This is a genomic window from Gemella haemolysans (assembly GCF_001553035.1).
GTDB lineage: Bacteria > Bacillota > Bacilli > Staphylococcales > Gemellaceae > Gemella > Gemella haemolysans_B.
Window position 1 is genome coordinate 9,219 of sequence record NZ_KQ959964.1, and the last position, 17,704, is coordinate 26,922.

Here is a 17,704-nt window from a genome sequence, read left to right on the forward strand (position 1 = left end):
CTTCTTCTTTTGGCTTTATTGTTCCTGATGGTACATTACTTTCTTCTTTTGGCTTTATTGTTCCTGATAGTGCGTTACCTTCTTCTTTTGGCTTTATTGTTCCTGATGGTGTGTTACCTTCTTCTTTTGGCTTTATTGTTCCTGATAGATTATTTCCAGTAATTGTAACATCAGCTACAGCTATTACTTTATTAGCTAATGCTTCCGCTTCCGATTTTGAAAATGTTTCAGAATTATACGATAAAACCGTTATAAGAACATACCCCTTTTCAATATTTGGAAAATCTGATGGAACAATTGAAGTTCGATAAGCCTGATCAGTTAAAATTGATTTCAACGTATTATCTAAGAAGTCCTTAGCATCTTCAAAAGTTTTAAATGGATTTGTAACAATTTCTAATTTCCCTCTAGTATCATTACCAGATTCCTGAGTTATTGAAGATGCAAAAGCATCAACTGAAGTTAGAACTGAAGTAGCTCCAATAGCTGTACATACCGCAGTAGAGAGTGCTAAAAGTTTAATTGATTTATTTTTTTTTGATTTCATTTGAAATTTCCTCCTAGTATTTTTGAAATAGTGTTTTTGTCCAAAAAAGCAGACTTTTTTGGACAAATTTGATAAAATAACAACTAAGAAATATTCAATGAAGTAATATGCATTTAGACAGACATTGAATGTAACAAATTATATATCCAATGTCTGTCTAAAAAAGTCTACATTTATTTACGATTTTTCCACTCTTTTTAACCAATTATGAAATGTACTTTTTGAAACTCCGAATAACTTTGCTCCCTCTCTTATAGTTAACATGTTACGTTTATAACTTTCTACAGCAACCAAAAATTCATCTGGTATTTTTATTTGAGGACGCCCGAATCTTTTTCCTCGCTTTTTAGCCTCATGTATCCCTTCCATCTGTCGTTGTTTGATTTGTTCTCGTTCCATCTGCGATACGTATGAAAGAACTTGTAAAACTAAATCCGAAATAAGTTTTCCTGTTATAGTATCAATATTATTTCTAGTATTCAACAAAGGGAAATCTAAAACAACAAGATGAACCTTCTTAACTTTTGTAAGTAATTTCCACTGTTCTAAAATATCATCGTAATTTCGACCTAATCTATCAATAGATTTAATTACCAAGTCATCATCTTCTTGCAAAATTGTTAATAAACGTTGATATTCAATTCGATTAAAATTTTTCCCTGAAGCTCTGTCTATAAAAATTTGTTCTTTTGAAATATTTTCTAATGATAATGCAGTCAGTTGTCTATCTATATTTTGTTCTTTTGTCGATACTCGTATATAACCATAACGCATAAATAATCCCACCTATCTTTTTATTTTCATTTTACAACTTACCTAAAAAAAAAGAAAACTATTTCTTAGTCTAAACATTAACTGACAATTATATTTCTTAAAAACTTTATCTTTGGTATCATAAAGAAAAACTCAAATTAATCTGAGTTAATTTGAGTTTTTAAAAATTATTTATTTAAGATGCTAGCACAACGTGGGCATAAACCTTCTTCGTTTACTTCATCAACGATGTTCCAACAACGTTCACAACGGTGCCCTTCAGCTTTTGTTACTTTAACAGTAGCAAGATCATAAGATACACCATCATTTTCTTTAACCTCTACTTTACTTACGATGAAGAATTGGTTTAAGTTAACAACAGAGTTTAATAACTCAACTACTTCTGCATCATTGCTGTATACTTCAACAGCAGCTTCTAGAGATTTACCGATAACTTTTTCATTACGGCTTTCTTCTAATGCTTTATTCACATCATCACGAACTTCTAGAAGTTTATCCCATTTAGCTTCTAAAGCAGCGTCTTCAATTACGTTTTTAGCTGGGAAGTCAGTTAAGTGTACAGACTCAGCATCTTCGTATGGCATATTGTCATATACTTCTTCAGCTGTGAATGAAAGAATTGGAGCAAGTAATCTAACAGATTTACTTAATACTGTGTAAAGAACTGTTAACATACTTTGACGTTTGTGAGAATCTTCACCTTCGATGTAAAGGATATCTTTACCGTAGTCAAGATAGAATGAAGATAATTCAACGTTAAAGAAGTTGATTAGTTCAGTAGTAATACTGTTGAATTGGTAGTTTTCATAGTAGTCTAATACTTTTGCTACAACTTTTTCGAATTTAAGAACCATGTATTTATCTAGTTCCTCAAGGTTTTCATACGCAACTAAATCAGTTTTGTTATTGAAGCTTCCGTTGTATAAGTTTCCTAGTAAGAAACGGAAAGTATTTCTGATTTTTCTGTATGTTTCAGAAACTTGTTTTAAGATATCTTTAGAGATACGAACGTCTTGAGTATAGTCAACACTTGCAGACCATAGACGGATAATCTCAGCACCTAATTCTTTACCTACATCATTAGGAGAAATAACGTTACCTAATGATTTACTCATCTTGTTACCATTACCGTCCATAACGAATCCAGCAGATACTAATTCTTTATATGGAGCTACTCCAGATACCGCTACAGAAGTGATAAGTGAAGAGTTGAACCATCCACGGTATTGGTCACTTCCTTCTAGATATAAGTCAGCTGGGTATGTTAAATCTTCGCGGATTGCACAGCATCCTTGGTGAGATGTTCCAGAGTCAAACCAAACATCCATGATGTCCATTTCTTTAGTGAATTCACCGTTTGGACTTCCTGGGTGAGTATATCCTTCTGGTAATAATTCCTTAGCGTCTTTGTAGAACCAAACGTTTGATCCCTCTTCTTCGAAGATTTTCGCTACGTGTTCGATTAATTCGATATCAAGGATAGCTTCTCCGTTTTCAGCGTAGAATACAGGAATTGGTACACCCCAAACACGTTGACGACTGATTACCCAGTCACCACGGTCACGAATCATGTTATATAATCTTGGTTTACCCCACTCACTGTAGAATTTAGTGTTATCTACAGCTTCTAATAATTCAGAACGGAATGCATCTACAGAACAGAACCATTGTGGTGTAGCTCTGAAGATAATTGGTTTTTTACTTCTCCAGTCATGTGGGTATGAGTGAGTAATATCTTCTTGTTTTAATAATGCTCCAGTTTCATCTAAGTGAGCAATAATGTCTTTGTTCGCATCGAATACGAATTTACCAGCGAATTGTCCAGCTTCTTCTGTAAGAACACCTTGGTTGTCAACTGGTGATAATACTCCAAGTTTGTATTGTAATTGACCAACAAGATAGTCATCAACCCCGTGTCCAGGAGCTGTATGAACTAAACCAGTCCCTGAATCAAGTGTTACATAATCAGCTAAGATTAATGTAGATGTTCTGTCTAAGAATGGGTGTTTACATAGTAAGTATTCTAAATCTTTACCTACTAATACTTCGCCTGTTTCGTAGTTTTCCCAACCGAATTTTTCAGCTAAGAATGCTACTCTTTCTTTAGCAACTAAATAGCTCTCACCATTGTATTTAACAACTTGGTATTCGAAATCTGGGTGAACAGCAATACCTAAGTTCGCAGGTAATGTCCAAGGAGTAGTTGTCCAGATAACAAACTTAGTTCCTTTTTCAACAGCACCATTTTCACTAACTAGGTCGAATGCAACATAGATAGATGGTGAAGTATGATCATGGTACTCGATTTCAGCTTCAGCTAAAGCAGACTCTGAAGATGGTGACCAATAAATAGGTTTTAATCCTTTATAGATATATCCTTTGTCTACCATTTTACCGAATACACGGATTTGTTCAGCTTCAAATTTTGGATCTAAAGTTAAGTATGGGTTATCCCAATCTCCTAGTACTCCAAGTTTTTTGAAGTCAGCACGTTGTTTATCAACTTGTTTTAAAGCATAATCTTTACATTTGTTTCTAAATTTATTAGCTGGCATAGATTTTCTATCAACACCATTATTTACTAATACTTGCTCGATTGGAAGACCGTGAGTATCCCAACCTGGAACGTATGGTGAAACAAAACCATTCATGTTTTTATATTTAACGATAAAGTCTTTTAAGATTTTGTTTAATGCGTGTCCAATGTGGATATTACCATTCGCATATGGAGGTCCATCGTGAAGTACATATGAAGGTTTCCCAGCATTTTTTTCTAAAATTTTGTTGTATAAGTCCATTTCTTCCCAGCGTTGTAGGAATTGAGGCTCTTTATTTGGAAGATTTCCACGCATTGGAAACTTCGTATTTGGCATTAATAATGTATCTTTTAATTCTACCATTTTATCTCCTTTCAAAATAAAAAACTCTTAGTAAAAGTTATAGAGGGCGAAATGTATCCACGGTACCACCTCTTTTAACTCCTACCAAGAGCACTTGTTTGTTCTATTTAAAATTATTACACAATAAAGTGATAACTCCTATGCTTCTATAAAACTTTTCACCAACCAGTTTCTCTCTAAAACTCCACATAGATGTCTTGTCTTTATTTACGATATGTTTATTATATTACATTAAGAATAAAGTTTCAAGCATTTTATGTGAATTTAACATAAAATTTTCTGAAAACATTTTTAAATTTATAAAAAGACTTTAGTAAAACAATATGTGAATGAGACATGAATAATCTTCTCTTTCTTCTATAGAGTTTTCTAAAGTCTTAATATATTTTTTATCCTCTAAAATAATTTTTTATAGCTTCAGAGCCATATTGTAAGATTTGTTTTTGTGTTAGTGAGGCAGTCACATTAACATTTCCATCTGAGACTTCCACATTGTCAATCATAACCGGAACATCTAGTGATTTAATTTTAATTGTATTACCATTCACTCCAACTCCAGTCCCTGTTAGTGCTTCTTTCAAATATTTTTCCAAAGCAAAATCAGGTATAGGCACTTTACCAATTTTAGCATCTTCTAGAACTAAGTCCACAGAATTATTTGCACCTACTACTTTAACATTAGTATTGATCATAGTATCCCAAAGTCCTAGTTTAACCGGTAACTTCGCTTCAATATGATTTCCAACTAATTTATAACTTCCATTTAATAATTCTGAATCTTTTTCAACTGCGTTTTTAAAAATTGATAAAAATGTATCATTATCAATTTTTAGTGACGTAGACACTTTTGAATTAGCATAACTAATATTAGAAAGAAAGTCTCCATTCAAATCTTCTAATGTAGTTGAGGCTTTAACATTTGCTAGTTTTTCTGAATTTTTAATGTTATTATCTGGTGTTAAGGCATATGTAATACCACCACCAAAAAGAGCTAATACTATTAATAGCGATAGTAGTTTTCTTAAAGCTTTCATCTTGTAAAACTCCTTAGTTATTTTAAATTACATTATACTATAATATGCCGAACTATACAAATCAAACTAAACTAACTATTTTCTCTATAAATATATATATCACTTCATGATTATATTTAATTTAAATCCTTTTCAATTATAATATTTAATAAGTTCACTTGAAATATCCTTTAATATATGTTAGTATATTTCAATACTTTGAAAGGAGAAGGATAATTATGAATACAAAATTTTTTAAAATACTTAGTTGGGTAGCAACATTCACAGCTATGCTAATGTATATATCATATATACCACAAATTTCAGGAAATATACACGGTCATAAAGGAGACTTTATTCAACCTTTCGTTGCAGGAATAAACTGTACTCTTTGGGTACTTTATGGTCTACTAGGAGAAAAACGTGATTGGCCAATAGTTATAGCCAACTCACCAGGCATAATTTTTGGATTTACAGCTGCATTTACAGCTCTATAATATTATTAATAAACTGGCTTTTTTTAAGTCAGTTTTTTTAATTTATTCCTAATTTATTATTTCAAAACTAGTAAATTTTAATGTACAAAATATATATTTTACGTTATAATAATTAGTAACATTTTTAGGTTACGAATACATAAAGGAGATGATGTTTATGAAAGAAAAAATTACTATTAAAAATTTCACTATGAACGTCCTTAATGGTATCGCATTAGGAACTGTCCTATGTTTAGTACCAGGTGCCTTACTTGGTGAATTGCTTAAATATATAGGAAAGCTATATCCATCACTTGCGTTTTTATCATTATCAATAACTATTTCCAATGCCATGATAGGATTAGCTTCAGGAATAATAATCGGATTATTCTTTAAATTCACACCCGTACAGAGTGTTTCAATTGGATTAGCTACATTATTTGCTGGTGGGTCAATAATACCAACACCAGATAAGACAGGACTTATGCTAAAAGGTTCTGGAGATATCGTAACGATGATTTTCACAGCTGCACTAGCTACAGCTTTTATACTGCTAATCGGAGATAAAGCTAAAAACTATGCAGTAATTATACTACCACCACTTACATTGGTAATTATCGGAGGTATCGGTAGATTCACACTTCCATTTTTCTCAGGTGCAACAAAATTACTTGGAGATGGAATTAAACATTTACTTACTCTACAACCGATTATCCTTACTATTCTAATTGCGATGATTTTCGCTTGTCTAGTAGTCTCTCCTATTACATCAGTTGGAGTTGCTCTAGCAATTAATATAGAAGGTATTGCCTCAGGTGCTGCAAACCTAGGAATTTGTGCATGTGGATTTACACTTGCAATCGCAGGTTGGGCTGTTAACTCTAAAGGAGTTTGCTTCGCACACTTTATCGGTTCACCGAAGATTTCTATGGCAAATATTTTTGCCAAGCCAAAAATCATGCTACCAGTTCTTTGTAGCGCAGCTGTCTCTGGAGTTTTCGCTGCAATATTAAATATCCAAGGAACACCAATGAGTGCCGGGTTTGGATTCAGTGGTCTAGTTGGACCATTAGCCCACCTTGCAACTACTGACGGAAGTGCTTTAGAAATATTAAAAGCAGCTATCGTCTTCGTAGTAATTCCTGTAGTTTCTGGTTTCTTCTTCGTAAAATTATTCACGAAGATTTTACCGATTATTAAACCAGAAGATTACAAACTTAACTTATAATATACACGGATGTGACTCGACAAAATTGATTTCTTAAAATCACGATGTTCGAGTCACTTTTTTTATAATATGTAATTCATTAAAACCTTGCATAAATTAGTCGCATAACTTATAATTATAAAGTATTAATTTTTAAGATATAAAATATTATCGACATGTTAAAGGAGTAGCTATGCTAGATCTTATTCGAAATAGAAAATTTAATGTTTATAAAACTTTAAATATTGTAAATCCCTTAATCCCTATTGCTACTGATGAAATGTTCTTACGCACAGTATCTAATAGTGATGATTGTATATTACATTTATATACATTACCAAACTCTGCAATAATCGGTGCACCAGATACACGCGTACCATACTTTGAACAGGCATTATTTGCATTTTATAGAAATAATATAATTCCAGCAGTAAGAAATATCGGTGGTCTTGGGATAATTTCAGACAAAGGAATACTGAACTTATCAATCGTTATGAATAAACCTAAAGATAACTTTTCTATTAATGAAGGTTATGAACTTATGACATCATTTATAAAAGCAATCTTCCCAGAAGGTGCTGACAAAATCAAAGCGGTAGAAATTGCAAATTCGTACTGTCCAGGTGATTACGACCTAAGCATAGATGGAAAGAAATTTGCAGGGATTGCTCAAAGAAAGATTAAAGAAGCGGTAGTAGTTTCAATCTACATAAGTATTTTCGGTGATCAACAAAAACGTGCAAACATCATGAAAGATTTCTATGAAATTGGAATTGATGATCAAGAAGTAAGATACAAGTATCCAAAAGTTGATCCAGAATGTATGGAAACACTAGAAAATCTACTAAATAAAAAATTCACACTTGAAGATGTTTTTGAGAGAGTAGAAAAAGTACTTTATGGTTTAGACTGTGACCTAGAAAAAGGGGAATACACAGAAGCAATGGTAGAAGAATACAACGAAATCTTCGAACAAGCAAAAGAAAGAAACGAAAGTTACTTAGAAGGAAAATAAAATAAAATAAAAAAGTGGAATATACTCACAGCATAATTTTTATAGATTATGTTGAAGGTATTCCACTTTTTATTATTCCTTAATTTAAATCAATTTATCTTTATTTTTTAAACTCTCTATCATAAAGACACCGACATCTATAATATGAAGGTTAGTAATTTTCTCAAGCTCTTTTTTGATATAAGGAAAATGAGTACACCCAAGAACAACAGCTTCTACATTTGTTAATTCAAAATAATTAAACAATGTCTTGAAGTTGAAATCTTCCACTATTTGTTCAGGTTTATTGCCCTCTTCAATCGCTTTAACAAGCTCCAACATCGATAATCCAAGTACACGTAGACGCGGATTCGATACATAAAGATTGTTCTCAACACCTGTAAGACCATGAGAGTTCGCAGCCATTACAGCCAGATACTTATACTCAAGACCCAGATTTCTATACATCTGCATAGGAGTAATAATAGAAATATTCATTTTTTCTGCCAATCTGTTGAAATCGACAACCGAACTAAGTGAGTTACAATAAACAAAAATCGCATCACAATCTTTCTCCTTTAGTTCTTCAATAATTTTTACAATAATATTTTCACGTTCCTCGTCTTCTAAAGCTTGAAACGTAGTTTGCTCTACTGGATTATTAGAAATCGGCACTAAAACTACATCATCATAACCATATGAATTCAATAACTCCGCACCTAATTTCGAATCAATTGGTGTTCCAGCCATAACCGCTATTTTCATTAAAATTCCTCCTACAACTTATCCATTTTTTTACAAAATCACACTTAATTATAAACTTCTCTTCGATGTTTAAAATTAATAGCGATTATAATAAGTCTATCATCTTCTATTCTTGTTATTAACCGATAATCCCCTATTCCATATCTCCAATAACCTTTTTTATTGCCTACTAGAGCTTTTCCCTTACTGCGTGGATCATCAGTATTACTCAAATTTTTTTCAATCCAATTAAATATAATCTTTAAAGTTTGTTTATCTAATTTCTTTAAATCTTTTTTTATCGATTCATCAAAAACAATTTTGTACATTATAAATCAAACTCTTTCTTTAAATCATCAAACTCTATTAGAGTTACTTCATCTTTCTCCTCACGACTTTCGAAATCTTTTATACGTTGAAGATCATACTCATCCTCAATCTTCTCAAGTGCAAGTTGCTTAATAGTAGTAGATAGCTTACCACCGTATAAGCCAGAAATAGAATTAAAAATCTGTTCTTCTTCTTTATTTAGTCTTAATGTTAAAGTAGTCATTCTTTCCACCTTCTTAATGTGTCACTTTTGTAATACAATTATACACCTAAAACTTACAGTAATCAACAATAATCACTTATAATTTAATACAAAAAAAGACCCCAAGATTTCTCCTGAGGTCTATAGTTATTTGAGAGTGACTCAAAACTTACGATTTAAGATAAATCGAATTTATCAAATCATTCTCTGTATGGGCTAAATAAATATATTATTTTATATCAATTTTCAATTCATCATCTATATAGTCTAAGTGAATTTCCATTCCATCTTCGATACCATGACGGATTAATTCAACTGAAAGTTTGTTTTCGATTTGACTTTGGATGAATCGTTTAAGTGGACGAGCACCGAATTTCATATCGAATCCAGCAGTCGCAACCCAAGCAGAAACTTTTTCATCATATGTTAATTCAATATTTCTACTTGCAACACGTCTTACTAATTCATCAAGAAGTTTATTAGCGATTCCTTTAATATTATCTTGTGTTAATGGTTTGAAAATAATTATATCATCCATACGGTTTAGAATTTCTGGTTTGAAGTATCCGTAAAGTTGGTTAGTAACATTTTTACGAGTTTCTTCAGAAATCACACCGTCTTTAACTTCTTCTAATAGTTCCAATGAACCGATGTTAGAAGTCATGATAATTATTGTGTTTTTGAAATCTACTACTACACCTTTAGAGTCAGTAAGTGTACCTTCATCAAGAAGTTGAAGTAAGATATTGAACACATCTGGGTGAGCTTTTTCGATTTCGTCCATTAAGATAATACTATAAGGATTACGTCTTACACTTTCAGTAAGTTGACCACCTTCTTCATAACCGATGTATCCTGGAGGGGCTCCGATTAAACGGCTAACAGAGTGTTTTTCCATGTATTCACTCATGTCGATACGCACGATGTTACGTTCATCATCGAATAAGTTAAGAGCTAATGCTTTAGCAAGCTCAGTTTTACCTACTCCAGTAGGACCTAAGAATAGGAAGCTACCGATTGGTCTATTAGGATCTGCGATACCAGCACGAGAACGTAAGATTGCATTTGTTACACTCTCTACAGCTTCATCTTGACCTATTACTTTTTCATGAATAGTATCAGCTAGATGTAATAATTTTTCTTTTTCAGTTTCTACTAGACGAGTTACTGGAATACCAGTCATTTGACTTACGATAAATCCAATCTCATCTTCAGTAACTTCTTGTTTTAGAAGTTTATACTCTTCGTGTTTAGATTTTTCTTCTAATTCTTCTAACTCTTGAGTTAATTTTGGTAAAGTAGAATATTGTAACTCAGAAGCTTTTTCTAAGTCATAACTATTTTGAGCTTGTTCTAATTCAACTTTAACTCTATCGATTTTTTCACGAAGATTTTTAACAGCTGATAATTTTTCTTTTTCACTATCAACTTGAAGTTGAAGTTTATTTTGTTCTTCTTTTAGATTAGCCAATTCTTCTTTTAAGTTTTCTAAACGTCTTTTAGACACATCATCATTTTCACCACTTAGGGCTTTTTCTTCTATCTCAAGTTGCATAACTTTACGATTGATTGTATCTAATTCAGCTGGATTAGAAGAGTTTTCAGTTTTAATAGTTGCACAAGCTTGATCGATTAAATCGATAGCTTTGTCCGGTAAGAATCTATCAGTAATGTATCTATTAGATAATTCCGCAGCCTCTACAATCGCACGGTCAGAGATTTTCACACCGTGGTAAACTTCGAATCTTTCTTTAAGACCACGTAGAATTGAAATTGTATCTTCTACAGTAGGCTCATTAACAAGAACTTTTTGGAAACGACGTTCTAATGCAGAATCTTTTTCGATATATTGACGATATTCATTAAGAGTTGTAGCACCGATACAGTGTAGTTCACCACGAGCAAGCATTGGTTTTAAGATATTACCAGCATCCATCGCTCCATCAGTTTTACCAGCACCAACAAGCATATGAATTTCATCTATGAATAGAATAATTTTTCCATCTTGTTCTTTAACTTCTTTTAATACAGCTTTTAGTCGTTCTTCGAACTCACCACGATATTTAGCTCCTGCGACTAAACTAGTAAGGTCAAGTTCGAATACAGTTTTGTCTTTAAGACTTTCAGGTACATCACCGCGTACAATACGTTGAGCCAGTGCTTCAACAATCGCAGTTTTACCTACCCCAGGTTCCCCTATCAACACTGGATTATTTTTTGTTTTTCTTGATAAAATTCTAATTACATTTCTTATTTCTTCATCACGTCCTATCACAGGATCAATTTTACCACTACGTGCGGCTTCTACAAGATCACGACCATATTTCTCTAAAACTTCGTAGTTGTTTTCTGGATTTTCGTTCATAACTTTTTTACCTCCTCTGATATTATCGATAACAGCTACTAAATCTTTTAATTTAGTCACCTTATCGATATATTTTTTTACTATACTATTTTTCAAATAACTCGCAAGAACGATATGTTCACACGAAATAAATTTATCTTCATATTTATCTTTATATTTATTAGCTTCTATTAATAAAGCATTCAAATCATTACTTAGATAGCTAGCGTAATTGATATTATCTCCTTCTACACTATTTACCTTCGCAATCTCGTCATCTAACTCATGAGTTAAATTCTCCTTATCAACATTTACTCTTCCTAATATATCACTATATAAATTACTACCAGTAAGAGCCGCTTTTAAGAACATCTCACTCGTAATACTTTGACTTTTTTTCTCAGTTGCAAATTCGGAAGATTTCGCTAAGATTTCTTTCACACTATTTGTAAAACTATTAATATCCATTGTAAATCTCCTTTGATTAAATTATTAGATCAAGAGGTTTTTATATTCATTGATCAGTATCTCTAATACAATAAAGACACTACCCTCAAAAGATATACCTAAACACTCAATAAACTAAAAGGTTTTATGGAATATATTTAAGTTTTATCTCTTTGACCTTTTTTGACCTTAAATAAATTATAACATGTTTGACCTTTTTTGACAATAGTTTTTTAAAAAAATTTAAAAAAAGAAAAAAAGCTCACAAACCTTATATTGACAAGCTTTAAACTATATATTATACTTAATATTATCTTAGAGATATAAAAAAATATACTCTACTAGTAACTTTCTCAGAGAGATTAATTTCTGCTCTGCAAGACACTTATGAGGTTTCATAGGTGTTTTTTTCTATCAATAAAAAAAGCGTGAAATAAATCACGCATAGATTATATATTATATTGTAAAGTAAACAATCAATAATTTTACGATTTACTAAAACATTAACTACAATTTTGCATTAGGATTCTCATTATTAAAAATTTCTATTAAATTTTCCATATCCTCTTTTGTTGCATAGCGTCTCACAAATGTTCTAGCCGCAGTTCTTCTATTATTCATTAAAGAACGTTCTTTATTTTTCTCATAGTAAGCCTTACTCGCTTTCTTTTGTGCTTCAGACGTTTTTGATTCAGTCATTCTATTCTCCTCTTTCACTTTAAATATTGCTAATTTCTAAAAAACAATTAGTCAGGTACTATTCAGGTTTCCTTAATCTACTATATTATATTTAATTCTTTCTTTAATGCTTGTTGTAAAACTTGACTAAAATTAACTTCATTATTAATAGCTAACTCATTTAACCAATTTGGAATAGTTAAAGTTTTCTTAACTGCTTTGTTATCTTCTTTTTTTCTAGCAAAAACAGTATCCACAGTTACATACTGTAAGAAATCTTCCTCTCCATCTGCTAAATGTTGTAACTCATTAAATAATCTAGGTTTATTAATCTCAAACCCATAATCTTCAGCATTCAGTAACCATACCTCTAATGCATCTTTTGCCATTTCAATAGCCTCAGGGATACTCTCACCAAAAGTAATAACCCCCTCTAAATCAGGTACCGTCACATTATAAACGCCATCTTCTTTTTTAAACAGTGCAATATATGTATAATTTCCTCTTGTCATAATTCATTTTACGGGATGACATCGATATTAACAAGTAGGGCTTATTTCAACCCTGCTTGTTTTAATATCGAGTTTGCAGTTCCTACAGGATAATCTGTTCCGTTCGGTTTAGGTACTATAACTTGTCTTGTTCCGTTAGTCCAAGCTTCATGACTACCTTTACCACGATTTTTCAACTGATAGAAACCATTGCTCTTTAAGAGTTTTATCAGTTCTCTTTTGGTCATCCCAACCTCCTTGTAATAAATTTTTCTCTACATTTACATTATAACACGTACTTTTATACGTGTCCATGTTTTGTAGTTTATTTTATAAAAATTTACTTAATTTTTATTCAACATCTTTTATCACTCTTAAAAAAAGAGTCCATATCTTTAGAATCTTGACTTTCTCAACTAGATTAACTTTATAGTAATTTCTTAATCAAAAAACACCACATATATATTATTAAAATACATATGTGGTAATATACTTTATTTCTTATTCTTTCTCACTCACAAAACCATTTTTTTCTAATAGTTCTTTAGTTACTTTTTCTATTCCTGAAGGTTGTGCATAGAAGTCAGCGAATTTCTTAGTCCATGTTTTTGTCTCACGTGCTTCAGCGAAGTCTACCATAGTTTGACGGTATTCTTTTAATACTTCTACGTTTGATTTAGGGAACTCATTGTATCCTACATTAGCCGCGTCTGGTAATCTTGGTTTAACTTTTTCCGTAGATAACTCTTCATCTTTAACACCGATACTTAGTCCACATAGGAACAATGCATTTTCTGGAATATTTAGTAATTCAGAAATCTTATCTCCAAAACCTCTTACTCCACCACAATAAACAATTCCGTATCCTAAAGATTCAGCCGCTAAAGCAGCATTTTGCATCGCAATACCTACATCTAAAGTACCGATAATTAATGGTTCATATAGATTAGAAATATCAAACTCTCCACCTTCAATATCAAACGATAGTTTAATATTAGTATAATCTAAACAATATAGAAAGAACGCAGCAGAATTCTCGATATGAGCCGCATTACCAGGTGCTTTATCACGAATTAAATCAGCAATTTGTTGTTTAGTCTCACCTGTAGTTACGATAATACTATAGTGTTGACCATTCATCCAGCTAGACCCTTGTTTAGAACTAGCGATGATTTGCTCAAGATGTTCCTTAGGTAATTCTTTTCCTTTTACAAAACTACGAGTCGTACGATGATTTAGCATTGTTTTAATTACTTCATTCATATGTTACCTCCGAAATTTTCTAGTAATAGTAACTTAATTATAACGTGAAAAAGAATAGAATGAAAGAAAATAGGCTTTATTAAAATCTATCTACTCATTTACAATCTACTCTTTCTTTTTTTATTTTAAAATAAATTAATGGTTTTAATTAAATATTTTCAATACACCATACAAAAGCTTTAGCTACACGTAAATCTGAATTGCTGAAATGACCACCTTTATTCCATTCTAATATTTTATTTATATTATCATTTTTTAATAGTTCTTCTTGTTTTCTAATATTATCTCCAACAGCAGACATTACTTTATTTTTTGTTTTCTCTTCAGTATCACCCAAACTTAGATAAATGGTGTTACTTAATGGTGTATTATTATTCATAAATTCTTCCCAGCCATTAAACCAAACAGAAGGAGAAGCTGCAGCAATCCCTGAAAATGTATTTGACTTATACGCACTCCAAAGACTGAATAAACCTGCCAAAGAATAACCACCTAGAATAAATTTAATTTCATCACCTAGATTATATCTTTCTTTAACCGTTGGTATTAATCTACTTTCAATAAATTCTAAAGTATCTGTAGCACCTGAACCGAGAGATTTATTTCCAAATGCTGGAGGTGCTTGCCAAGGAGAAAGTTCATTATTCCAATTCTCTATTTTAAAAGCAATAAGGGAGAATTGTTTTTCAGTATTTTTTTGAATTTCTACTACTTCGTTATCCAATACTTCTATATCATGTTCATCAACAGGTTGTATTAATAAATATTGTGTATTCTCTGAAATATATCCAATACATTCCTTATTATCGATGACAAATTTCTCGTTTCTTAGTTTCATTAATTTCTCCTATGATGTTTATTATTTTATGTACTAATATATTACCAACCTATAGAATAATTCATTTTATCCTTAAGCCATATTTTCAAAAATAATTTCTTTAACAATTTTCAGATGTGCTTCAATTTTTCTAACATCCGTTCTTATATAATTAATCAACTCTTTACTAGACACATGTTTCTTTATAAGTGCATAATCATAAAAATCTTTTTTATCATATGTCTTCCATTTTTTTCTTGAAGCTGATTTTTCTAAAATTGGATTATCCTCTAGATTGAAATGATACAAACAAGTTTTCTCTTTTATAATTTCACATATTCTTTCTAAATCACCTAATTTAGCTTTATCTTCAAGAGAAAAATTAACCTTATGCCTATACTGATTCCATTGTATTTGAATATCAAAAGATGACGTAGTACCTTTGATAGGAAGATCAATACCAAAATGATGTCCTCCCCTTATTCTACCAGAGTATGTTTTATACCCTAAATCAGAAATCATATTCTGTAAATTCGCATAATGAATCTTCTCTATAACCGACCTTAATCTCATACCATCAAGTACTTTATTATTAGACTTTTCTAAAAAGTATGATTTTCCATAACTTATCTTATCAATAAATTTTTCCACATTCTTAATATATTCAATATAATCTATTAAGAATAATCTAAAAGTCTCATCTACTTTACCAAGTAAATCAGTATAATACTCAATTAACTCAACATAACTTCTTCTAAACCAACTATCAGGAAGATCAAATCCAGGTTCAACTAAACTAAGAAGTATCCCTTTAGCACTAGAATTTTTTTCAGAATAACGAATTAATTGATTCTCATCAGGTAAAGACTTAACCTTATTTTCTATAAAAATTACATGAGTCTGTCCATCCTCATCAATAATCTCGATAGTTAAATCAATCGAATTTTTTTCTCTGTATACCTTCAAGTTCGTATATTTTTTATTAATATCTATAACATTACTAAAAAACTTATGATTAATATATTCAGACTTTTGCAGAACAACAGCAAATAGATTGCTGTGATATAATTCCAAATTACTTAGTGAAAGTTGATAATTCAATGTATTTTCTATTTTATTCCTAAGAGTTAATAACTCATTATAATTTCCCATTTAACAATTCCTTTACTATGATAATTAATATAATCTGTTATGTTTTATTATAACAGATTATATCAATTATTTTTACAATACAGTCCTTTTATAGAGAAAAAAGAAAACTCATTGAAGTTAATCTCTTCAACGAGTTTTTAAATTATTCAAATACACCTACTATATATTTCCAGTTAACACATTCTTTTAAAGATTCTATATGTTTTTTTGCAACTTTACTATCTTTATTTACAGCCACATATTTCAACATTCTAGCTGCAGCATCTAACATAAAACTTCTAACTTTTTTGTTATCTGCATATCTTAATACGTAATAACTAAACAATGCATAATTATCCCAGTAATCCCCAGCATCACTAATTTTCGGATTAAAAGTCTGATATGTATCCTCTATTTTATTAACTATTTCCATTCCAAACTCATCACCATAAGTAACCGATAACATAAATAACGCATCAATAAATCCTTCAAGATTATCAGCTAAACACTGACAAATTTCTTCACCAGTTAGATAATATAAATACTCTAATACTTTATCATTTATTTCTCTATTTTTTATACAAATTAAAATCTCTTCATCATGTATAATTTTTTTTTCGACTGATTTCTCATTTTGACTTTCTGCCCAGCTTATATAAAAATTTCTTTCAGGATTTGTATTCGCGTTATACTCTGAATCTGTATTTTTTTCTAAGAAGATTATCTTCGATTGCTGACTTAGTGTTGATTGCGAGAAATTATTTCCCTGTGGTCTTCTAAAATTCTCTTTAGTAGAGAAAATTTGTCTTTCACCAGTATTCGTTACAACGAATAGATACTCTTTTGTTGCTTTCTCTACTAAATATAAAGTTTTATCGCCACTTTTACGTAAAATATTCCCACGAGTGAACGTTCTCCATACATTATATTCCTCAATTTCTTCGCCTAATTTATTTCTTTCTCTTTTTACACACACCGCTATTCTTCTTAAATCTGGTCTGCGATTAATATTTCTATTTAAGGCAATAATTAATAAATCTTCTTCTAATTGAATTTCTTCATCTTCTATATCATTTATTTTTGATAATTTTGAAGAGTTTATTTTATCCATTTCTATAAAATTTTGTAGGGTAAATTTATTGTGCTCTCCATCAGCAAATTTACTTCTTGTTTTTTCTAATTTTTCATAAAAATTCATCTTTATTACCTCTTTATTTTTTTATACTATCCTTACTTTCTTTATTTATTTTACAGAAAAATTCCTAGTATAGTACAGCTATATTATAACATATTTATCATATAGCTTCTATATATTTTTGGGTCTATAATAAATACGGTTGATAATA

The 17,704-nt window shown here is 30.8% G+C and carries 18 protein-coding genes; 3 read left to right on the forward strand and 15 right to left on the reverse strand.

Translation table 11 applies throughout. The features are described from left to right. From HMPREF3186_RS09175 to HMPREF3186_RS05430, 4 genes are all read right to left on the reverse strand, one after another. The coding region (locus HMPREF3186_RS09175) for a hypothetical protein (protein WP_197415025.1) at window positions 1–547 on the reverse strand (547 nt) is incomplete at its 3' end. Window positions 548–724: 177 nt separating this feature from the next. Further along, complete coding sequence (locus HMPREF3186_RS05420) at window positions 725–1,321, reverse strand: recombinase family protein (protein WP_060914272.1); 597 nt, start codon at window positions 1,319–1,321, stop codon at window positions 725–727. A 167-nt stretch (window positions 1,322–1,488) separates the two neighbouring features. Further along, on the reverse strand, window positions 1,489–4,221 hold the full coding sequence (gene ileS, locus HMPREF3186_RS05425) for an isoleucine--tRNA ligase (protein ID WP_060914273.1): 2,733 nt from the start codon (window positions 4,219–4,221) through the stop codon (window positions 1,489–1,491). Between the two features lie 389 nt (window positions 4,222–4,610). After that, window positions 4,611–5,255 (reverse strand): hypothetical protein, encoded by a 645-nt coding sequence (locus tag HMPREF3186_RS05430; RefSeq protein WP_060914274.1) that lies wholly within the window; start codon window positions 5,253–5,255, stop codon window positions 4,611–4,613. A gap of 218 nt (window positions 5,256–5,473) precedes the next feature. On the opposite strand from HMPREF3186_RS05430, the gene HMPREF3186_RS05435 reads away from it, so the two are divergent. From HMPREF3186_RS05435 to HMPREF3186_RS05445, 3 genes are all read left to right on the forward strand, one after another. After that, on the forward strand, window positions 5,474–5,731 hold the full coding sequence (locus HMPREF3186_RS05435; protein WP_060914275.1) for a SemiSWEET family transporter: 258 nt from the start codon (window positions 5,474–5,476) through the stop codon (window positions 5,729–5,731). Between the two features lie 157 nt (window positions 5,732–5,888). Further along, window positions 5,889–6,938, forward strand: a complete 1,050-nt coding sequence (locus tag HMPREF3186_RS05440; protein WP_060914276.1) for a PTS sugar transporter subunit IIC — start codon at window positions 5,889–5,891, stop codon at window positions 6,936–6,938. A 172-nt stretch (window positions 6,939–7,110) separates the two neighbouring features. Continuing rightward, window positions 7,111–7,932, forward strand: a complete 822-nt coding sequence (locus tag HMPREF3186_RS05445; RefSeq protein ID WP_060914277.1) for a lipoate--protein ligase family protein — start codon at window positions 7,111–7,113, stop codon at window positions 7,930–7,932. Between the two features lie 84 nt (window positions 7,933–8,016). Here the strand turns inward: HMPREF3186_RS05445 and HMPREF3186_RS05450 are convergent, their stop codons facing one another. From HMPREF3186_RS05450 to HMPREF3186_RS05500, 11 genes are all read right to left on the reverse strand, one after another. After that, entirely contained in the window at window positions 8,017–8,676 is a 660-nt protein-coding gene (locus tag HMPREF3186_RS05450) for an aspartate/glutamate racemase family protein (RefSeq protein WP_060914278.1), read from the reverse strand. A gap of 44 nt (window positions 8,677–8,720) precedes the next feature. Next, window positions 8,721–8,984, reverse strand: a complete 264-nt coding sequence (locus tag HMPREF3186_RS05455) for a type II toxin-antitoxin system RelE family toxin (RefSeq protein ID WP_060914279.1) — start codon at window positions 8,982–8,984, stop codon at window positions 8,721–8,723. Further along, on the reverse strand, window positions 8,984–9,208 hold the full coding sequence (gene relB / locus HMPREF3186_RS05460; RefSeq protein ID WP_060914280.1) for a type II toxin-antitoxin system RelB family antitoxin: 225 nt from the start codon (window positions 9,206–9,208) through the stop codon (window positions 8,984–8,986). Before relB ends, HMPREF3186_RS05455 begins: the two co-directional genes overlap by 1 nt. A 208-nt stretch (window positions 9,209–9,416) precedes the next feature. After that, entirely contained in the window at window positions 9,417–11,999 is a 2,583-nt protein-coding gene (gene clpB, locus HMPREF3186_RS05465; RefSeq protein ID WP_060914281.1) for an ATP-dependent chaperone ClpB, read from the reverse strand. Window positions 12,000–12,485: 486 nt separating this feature from the next. Beyond that, window positions 12,486–12,677, reverse strand: a complete 192-nt coding sequence (locus HMPREF3186_RS05470) for a hypothetical protein (protein ID WP_060914282.1) — start codon at window positions 12,675–12,677, stop codon at window positions 12,486–12,488. 80 nt (window positions 12,678–12,757) lie between these two features. Beyond that, window positions 12,758–13,168: a type II toxin-antitoxin system HicB family antitoxin gene (locus HMPREF3186_RS05475; protein ID WP_060914283.1), complete on the reverse strand. Its 411-nt coding sequence runs from the start codon at window positions 13,166–13,168 to the stop codon at window positions 12,758–12,760. 41 nt (window positions 13,169–13,209) lie between these two features. Next, complete coding sequence (locus tag HMPREF3186_RS05480; RefSeq protein ID WP_060914284.1) at window positions 13,210–13,395, reverse strand: type II toxin-antitoxin system HicA family toxin; 186 nt, start codon at window positions 13,393–13,395, stop codon at window positions 13,210–13,212. Window positions 13,396–13,648: 253 nt separating this feature from the next. Then, window positions 13,649–14,410, reverse strand: coding sequence for a nitroreductase family protein (locus tag HMPREF3186_RS05485; RefSeq protein WP_060914285.1), 762 nt, complete (start codon window positions 14,408–14,410; stop codon window positions 13,649–13,651). Between the two features lie 148 nt (window positions 14,411–14,558). Beyond that, entirely contained in the window at window positions 14,559–15,248 is a 690-nt protein-coding gene (locus HMPREF3186_RS05490) for an alpha/beta hydrolase (protein ID WP_060914286.1), read from the reverse strand. A gap of 72 nt (window positions 15,249–15,320) precedes the next feature. Next, window positions 15,321–16,379 (reverse strand): PD-(D/E)XK nuclease family protein, encoded by a 1,059-nt coding sequence (locus tag HMPREF3186_RS05495; protein WP_060914287.1) that lies wholly within the window; start codon window positions 16,377–16,379, stop codon window positions 15,321–15,323. A gap of 142 nt (window positions 16,380–16,521) precedes the next feature. Then, complete coding sequence (locus HMPREF3186_RS05500; RefSeq protein ID WP_060914288.1) at window positions 16,522–17,556, reverse strand: hypothetical protein; 1,035 nt, start codon at window positions 17,554–17,556, stop codon at window positions 16,522–16,524. Window positions 17,557–17,704 lie beyond the last annotated feature (148 nt).

What these genes read in the sequence shown, in the direction of transcription:
- HMPREF3186_RS05420 (WP_060914272.1), bottom strand. Translation starts at nt 1,321, where the DNA reads ATGCGTTATGGTTATATACGAGTATCGACAAAAGAACAAAATATAGAT.
- ileS (WP_060914273.1), bottom strand. Translation starts at nt 4,221, where the DNA reads ATGGTAGAATTAAAAGATACATTATTAATGCCAAATACGAAGTTTCCA.
- HMPREF3186_RS05430 (WP_060914274.1), bottom strand. Translation starts at nt 5,255, where the DNA reads ATGAAAGCTTTAAGAAAACTACTATCGCTATTAATAGTATTAGCTCTT.
- HMPREF3186_RS05435 (WP_060914275.1), top strand. Translation starts at nt 5,474, where the DNA reads ATGAATACAAAATTTTTTAAAATACTTAGTTGGGTAGCAACATTCACA.
- HMPREF3186_RS05440 (WP_060914276.1), top strand. Translation starts at nt 5,889, where the DNA reads ATGAAAGAAAAAATTACTATTAAAAATTTCACTATGAACGTCCTTAAT.
- HMPREF3186_RS05445 (WP_060914277.1), top strand. Translation starts at nt 7,111, where the DNA reads ATGCTAGATCTTATTCGAAATAGAAAATTTAATGTTTATAAAACTTTA.
- HMPREF3186_RS05450 (WP_060914278.1), bottom strand. Translation starts at nt 8,676, where the DNA reads ATGAAAATAGCGGTTATGGCTGGAACACCAATTGATTCGAAATTAGGT.
- HMPREF3186_RS05455 (WP_060914279.1), bottom strand. Translation starts at nt 8,984, where the DNA reads ATGTACAAAATTGTTTTTGATGAATCGATAAAAAAAGATTTAAAGAAA.
- relB (WP_060914280.1), bottom strand. Translation starts at nt 9,208, where the DNA reads ATGACTACTTTAACATTAAGACTAAATAAAGAAGAAGAACAGATTTTT.
- clpB (WP_060914281.1), bottom strand. Translation starts at nt 11,999, where the DNA reads ATGGATATTAATAGTTTTACAAATAGTGTGAAAGAAATCTTAGCGAAA.
- HMPREF3186_RS05470 (WP_060914282.1), bottom strand. Translation starts at nt 12,677, where the DNA reads ATGACTGAATCAAAAACGTCTGAAGCACAAAAGAAAGCGAGTAAGGCT.
- HMPREF3186_RS05475 (WP_060914283.1), bottom strand. Translation starts at nt 13,168, where the DNA reads ATGACAAGAGGAAATTATACATATATTGCACTGTTTAAAAAAGAAGAT.
- HMPREF3186_RS05480 (WP_060914284.1), bottom strand. Translation starts at nt 13,395, where the DNA reads ATGACCAAAAGAGAACTGATAAAACTCTTAAAGAGCAATGGTTTCTAT.
- HMPREF3186_RS05485 (WP_060914285.1), bottom strand. Translation starts at nt 14,410, where the DNA reads ATGAATGAAGTAATTAAAACAATGCTAAATCATCGTACGACTCGTAGT.
- HMPREF3186_RS05490 (WP_060914286.1), bottom strand. Translation starts at nt 15,248, where the DNA reads ATGAAACTAAGAAACGAGAAATTTGTCATCGATAATAAGGAATGTATT.
- HMPREF3186_RS05495 (WP_060914287.1), bottom strand. Translation starts at nt 16,379, where the DNA reads ATGGGAAATTATAATGAGTTATTAACTCTTAGGAATAAAATAGAAAAT.
- HMPREF3186_RS05500 (WP_060914288.1), bottom strand. Translation starts at nt 17,556, where the DNA reads ATGAATTTTTATGAAAAATTAGAAAAAACAAGAAGTAAATTTGCTGAT.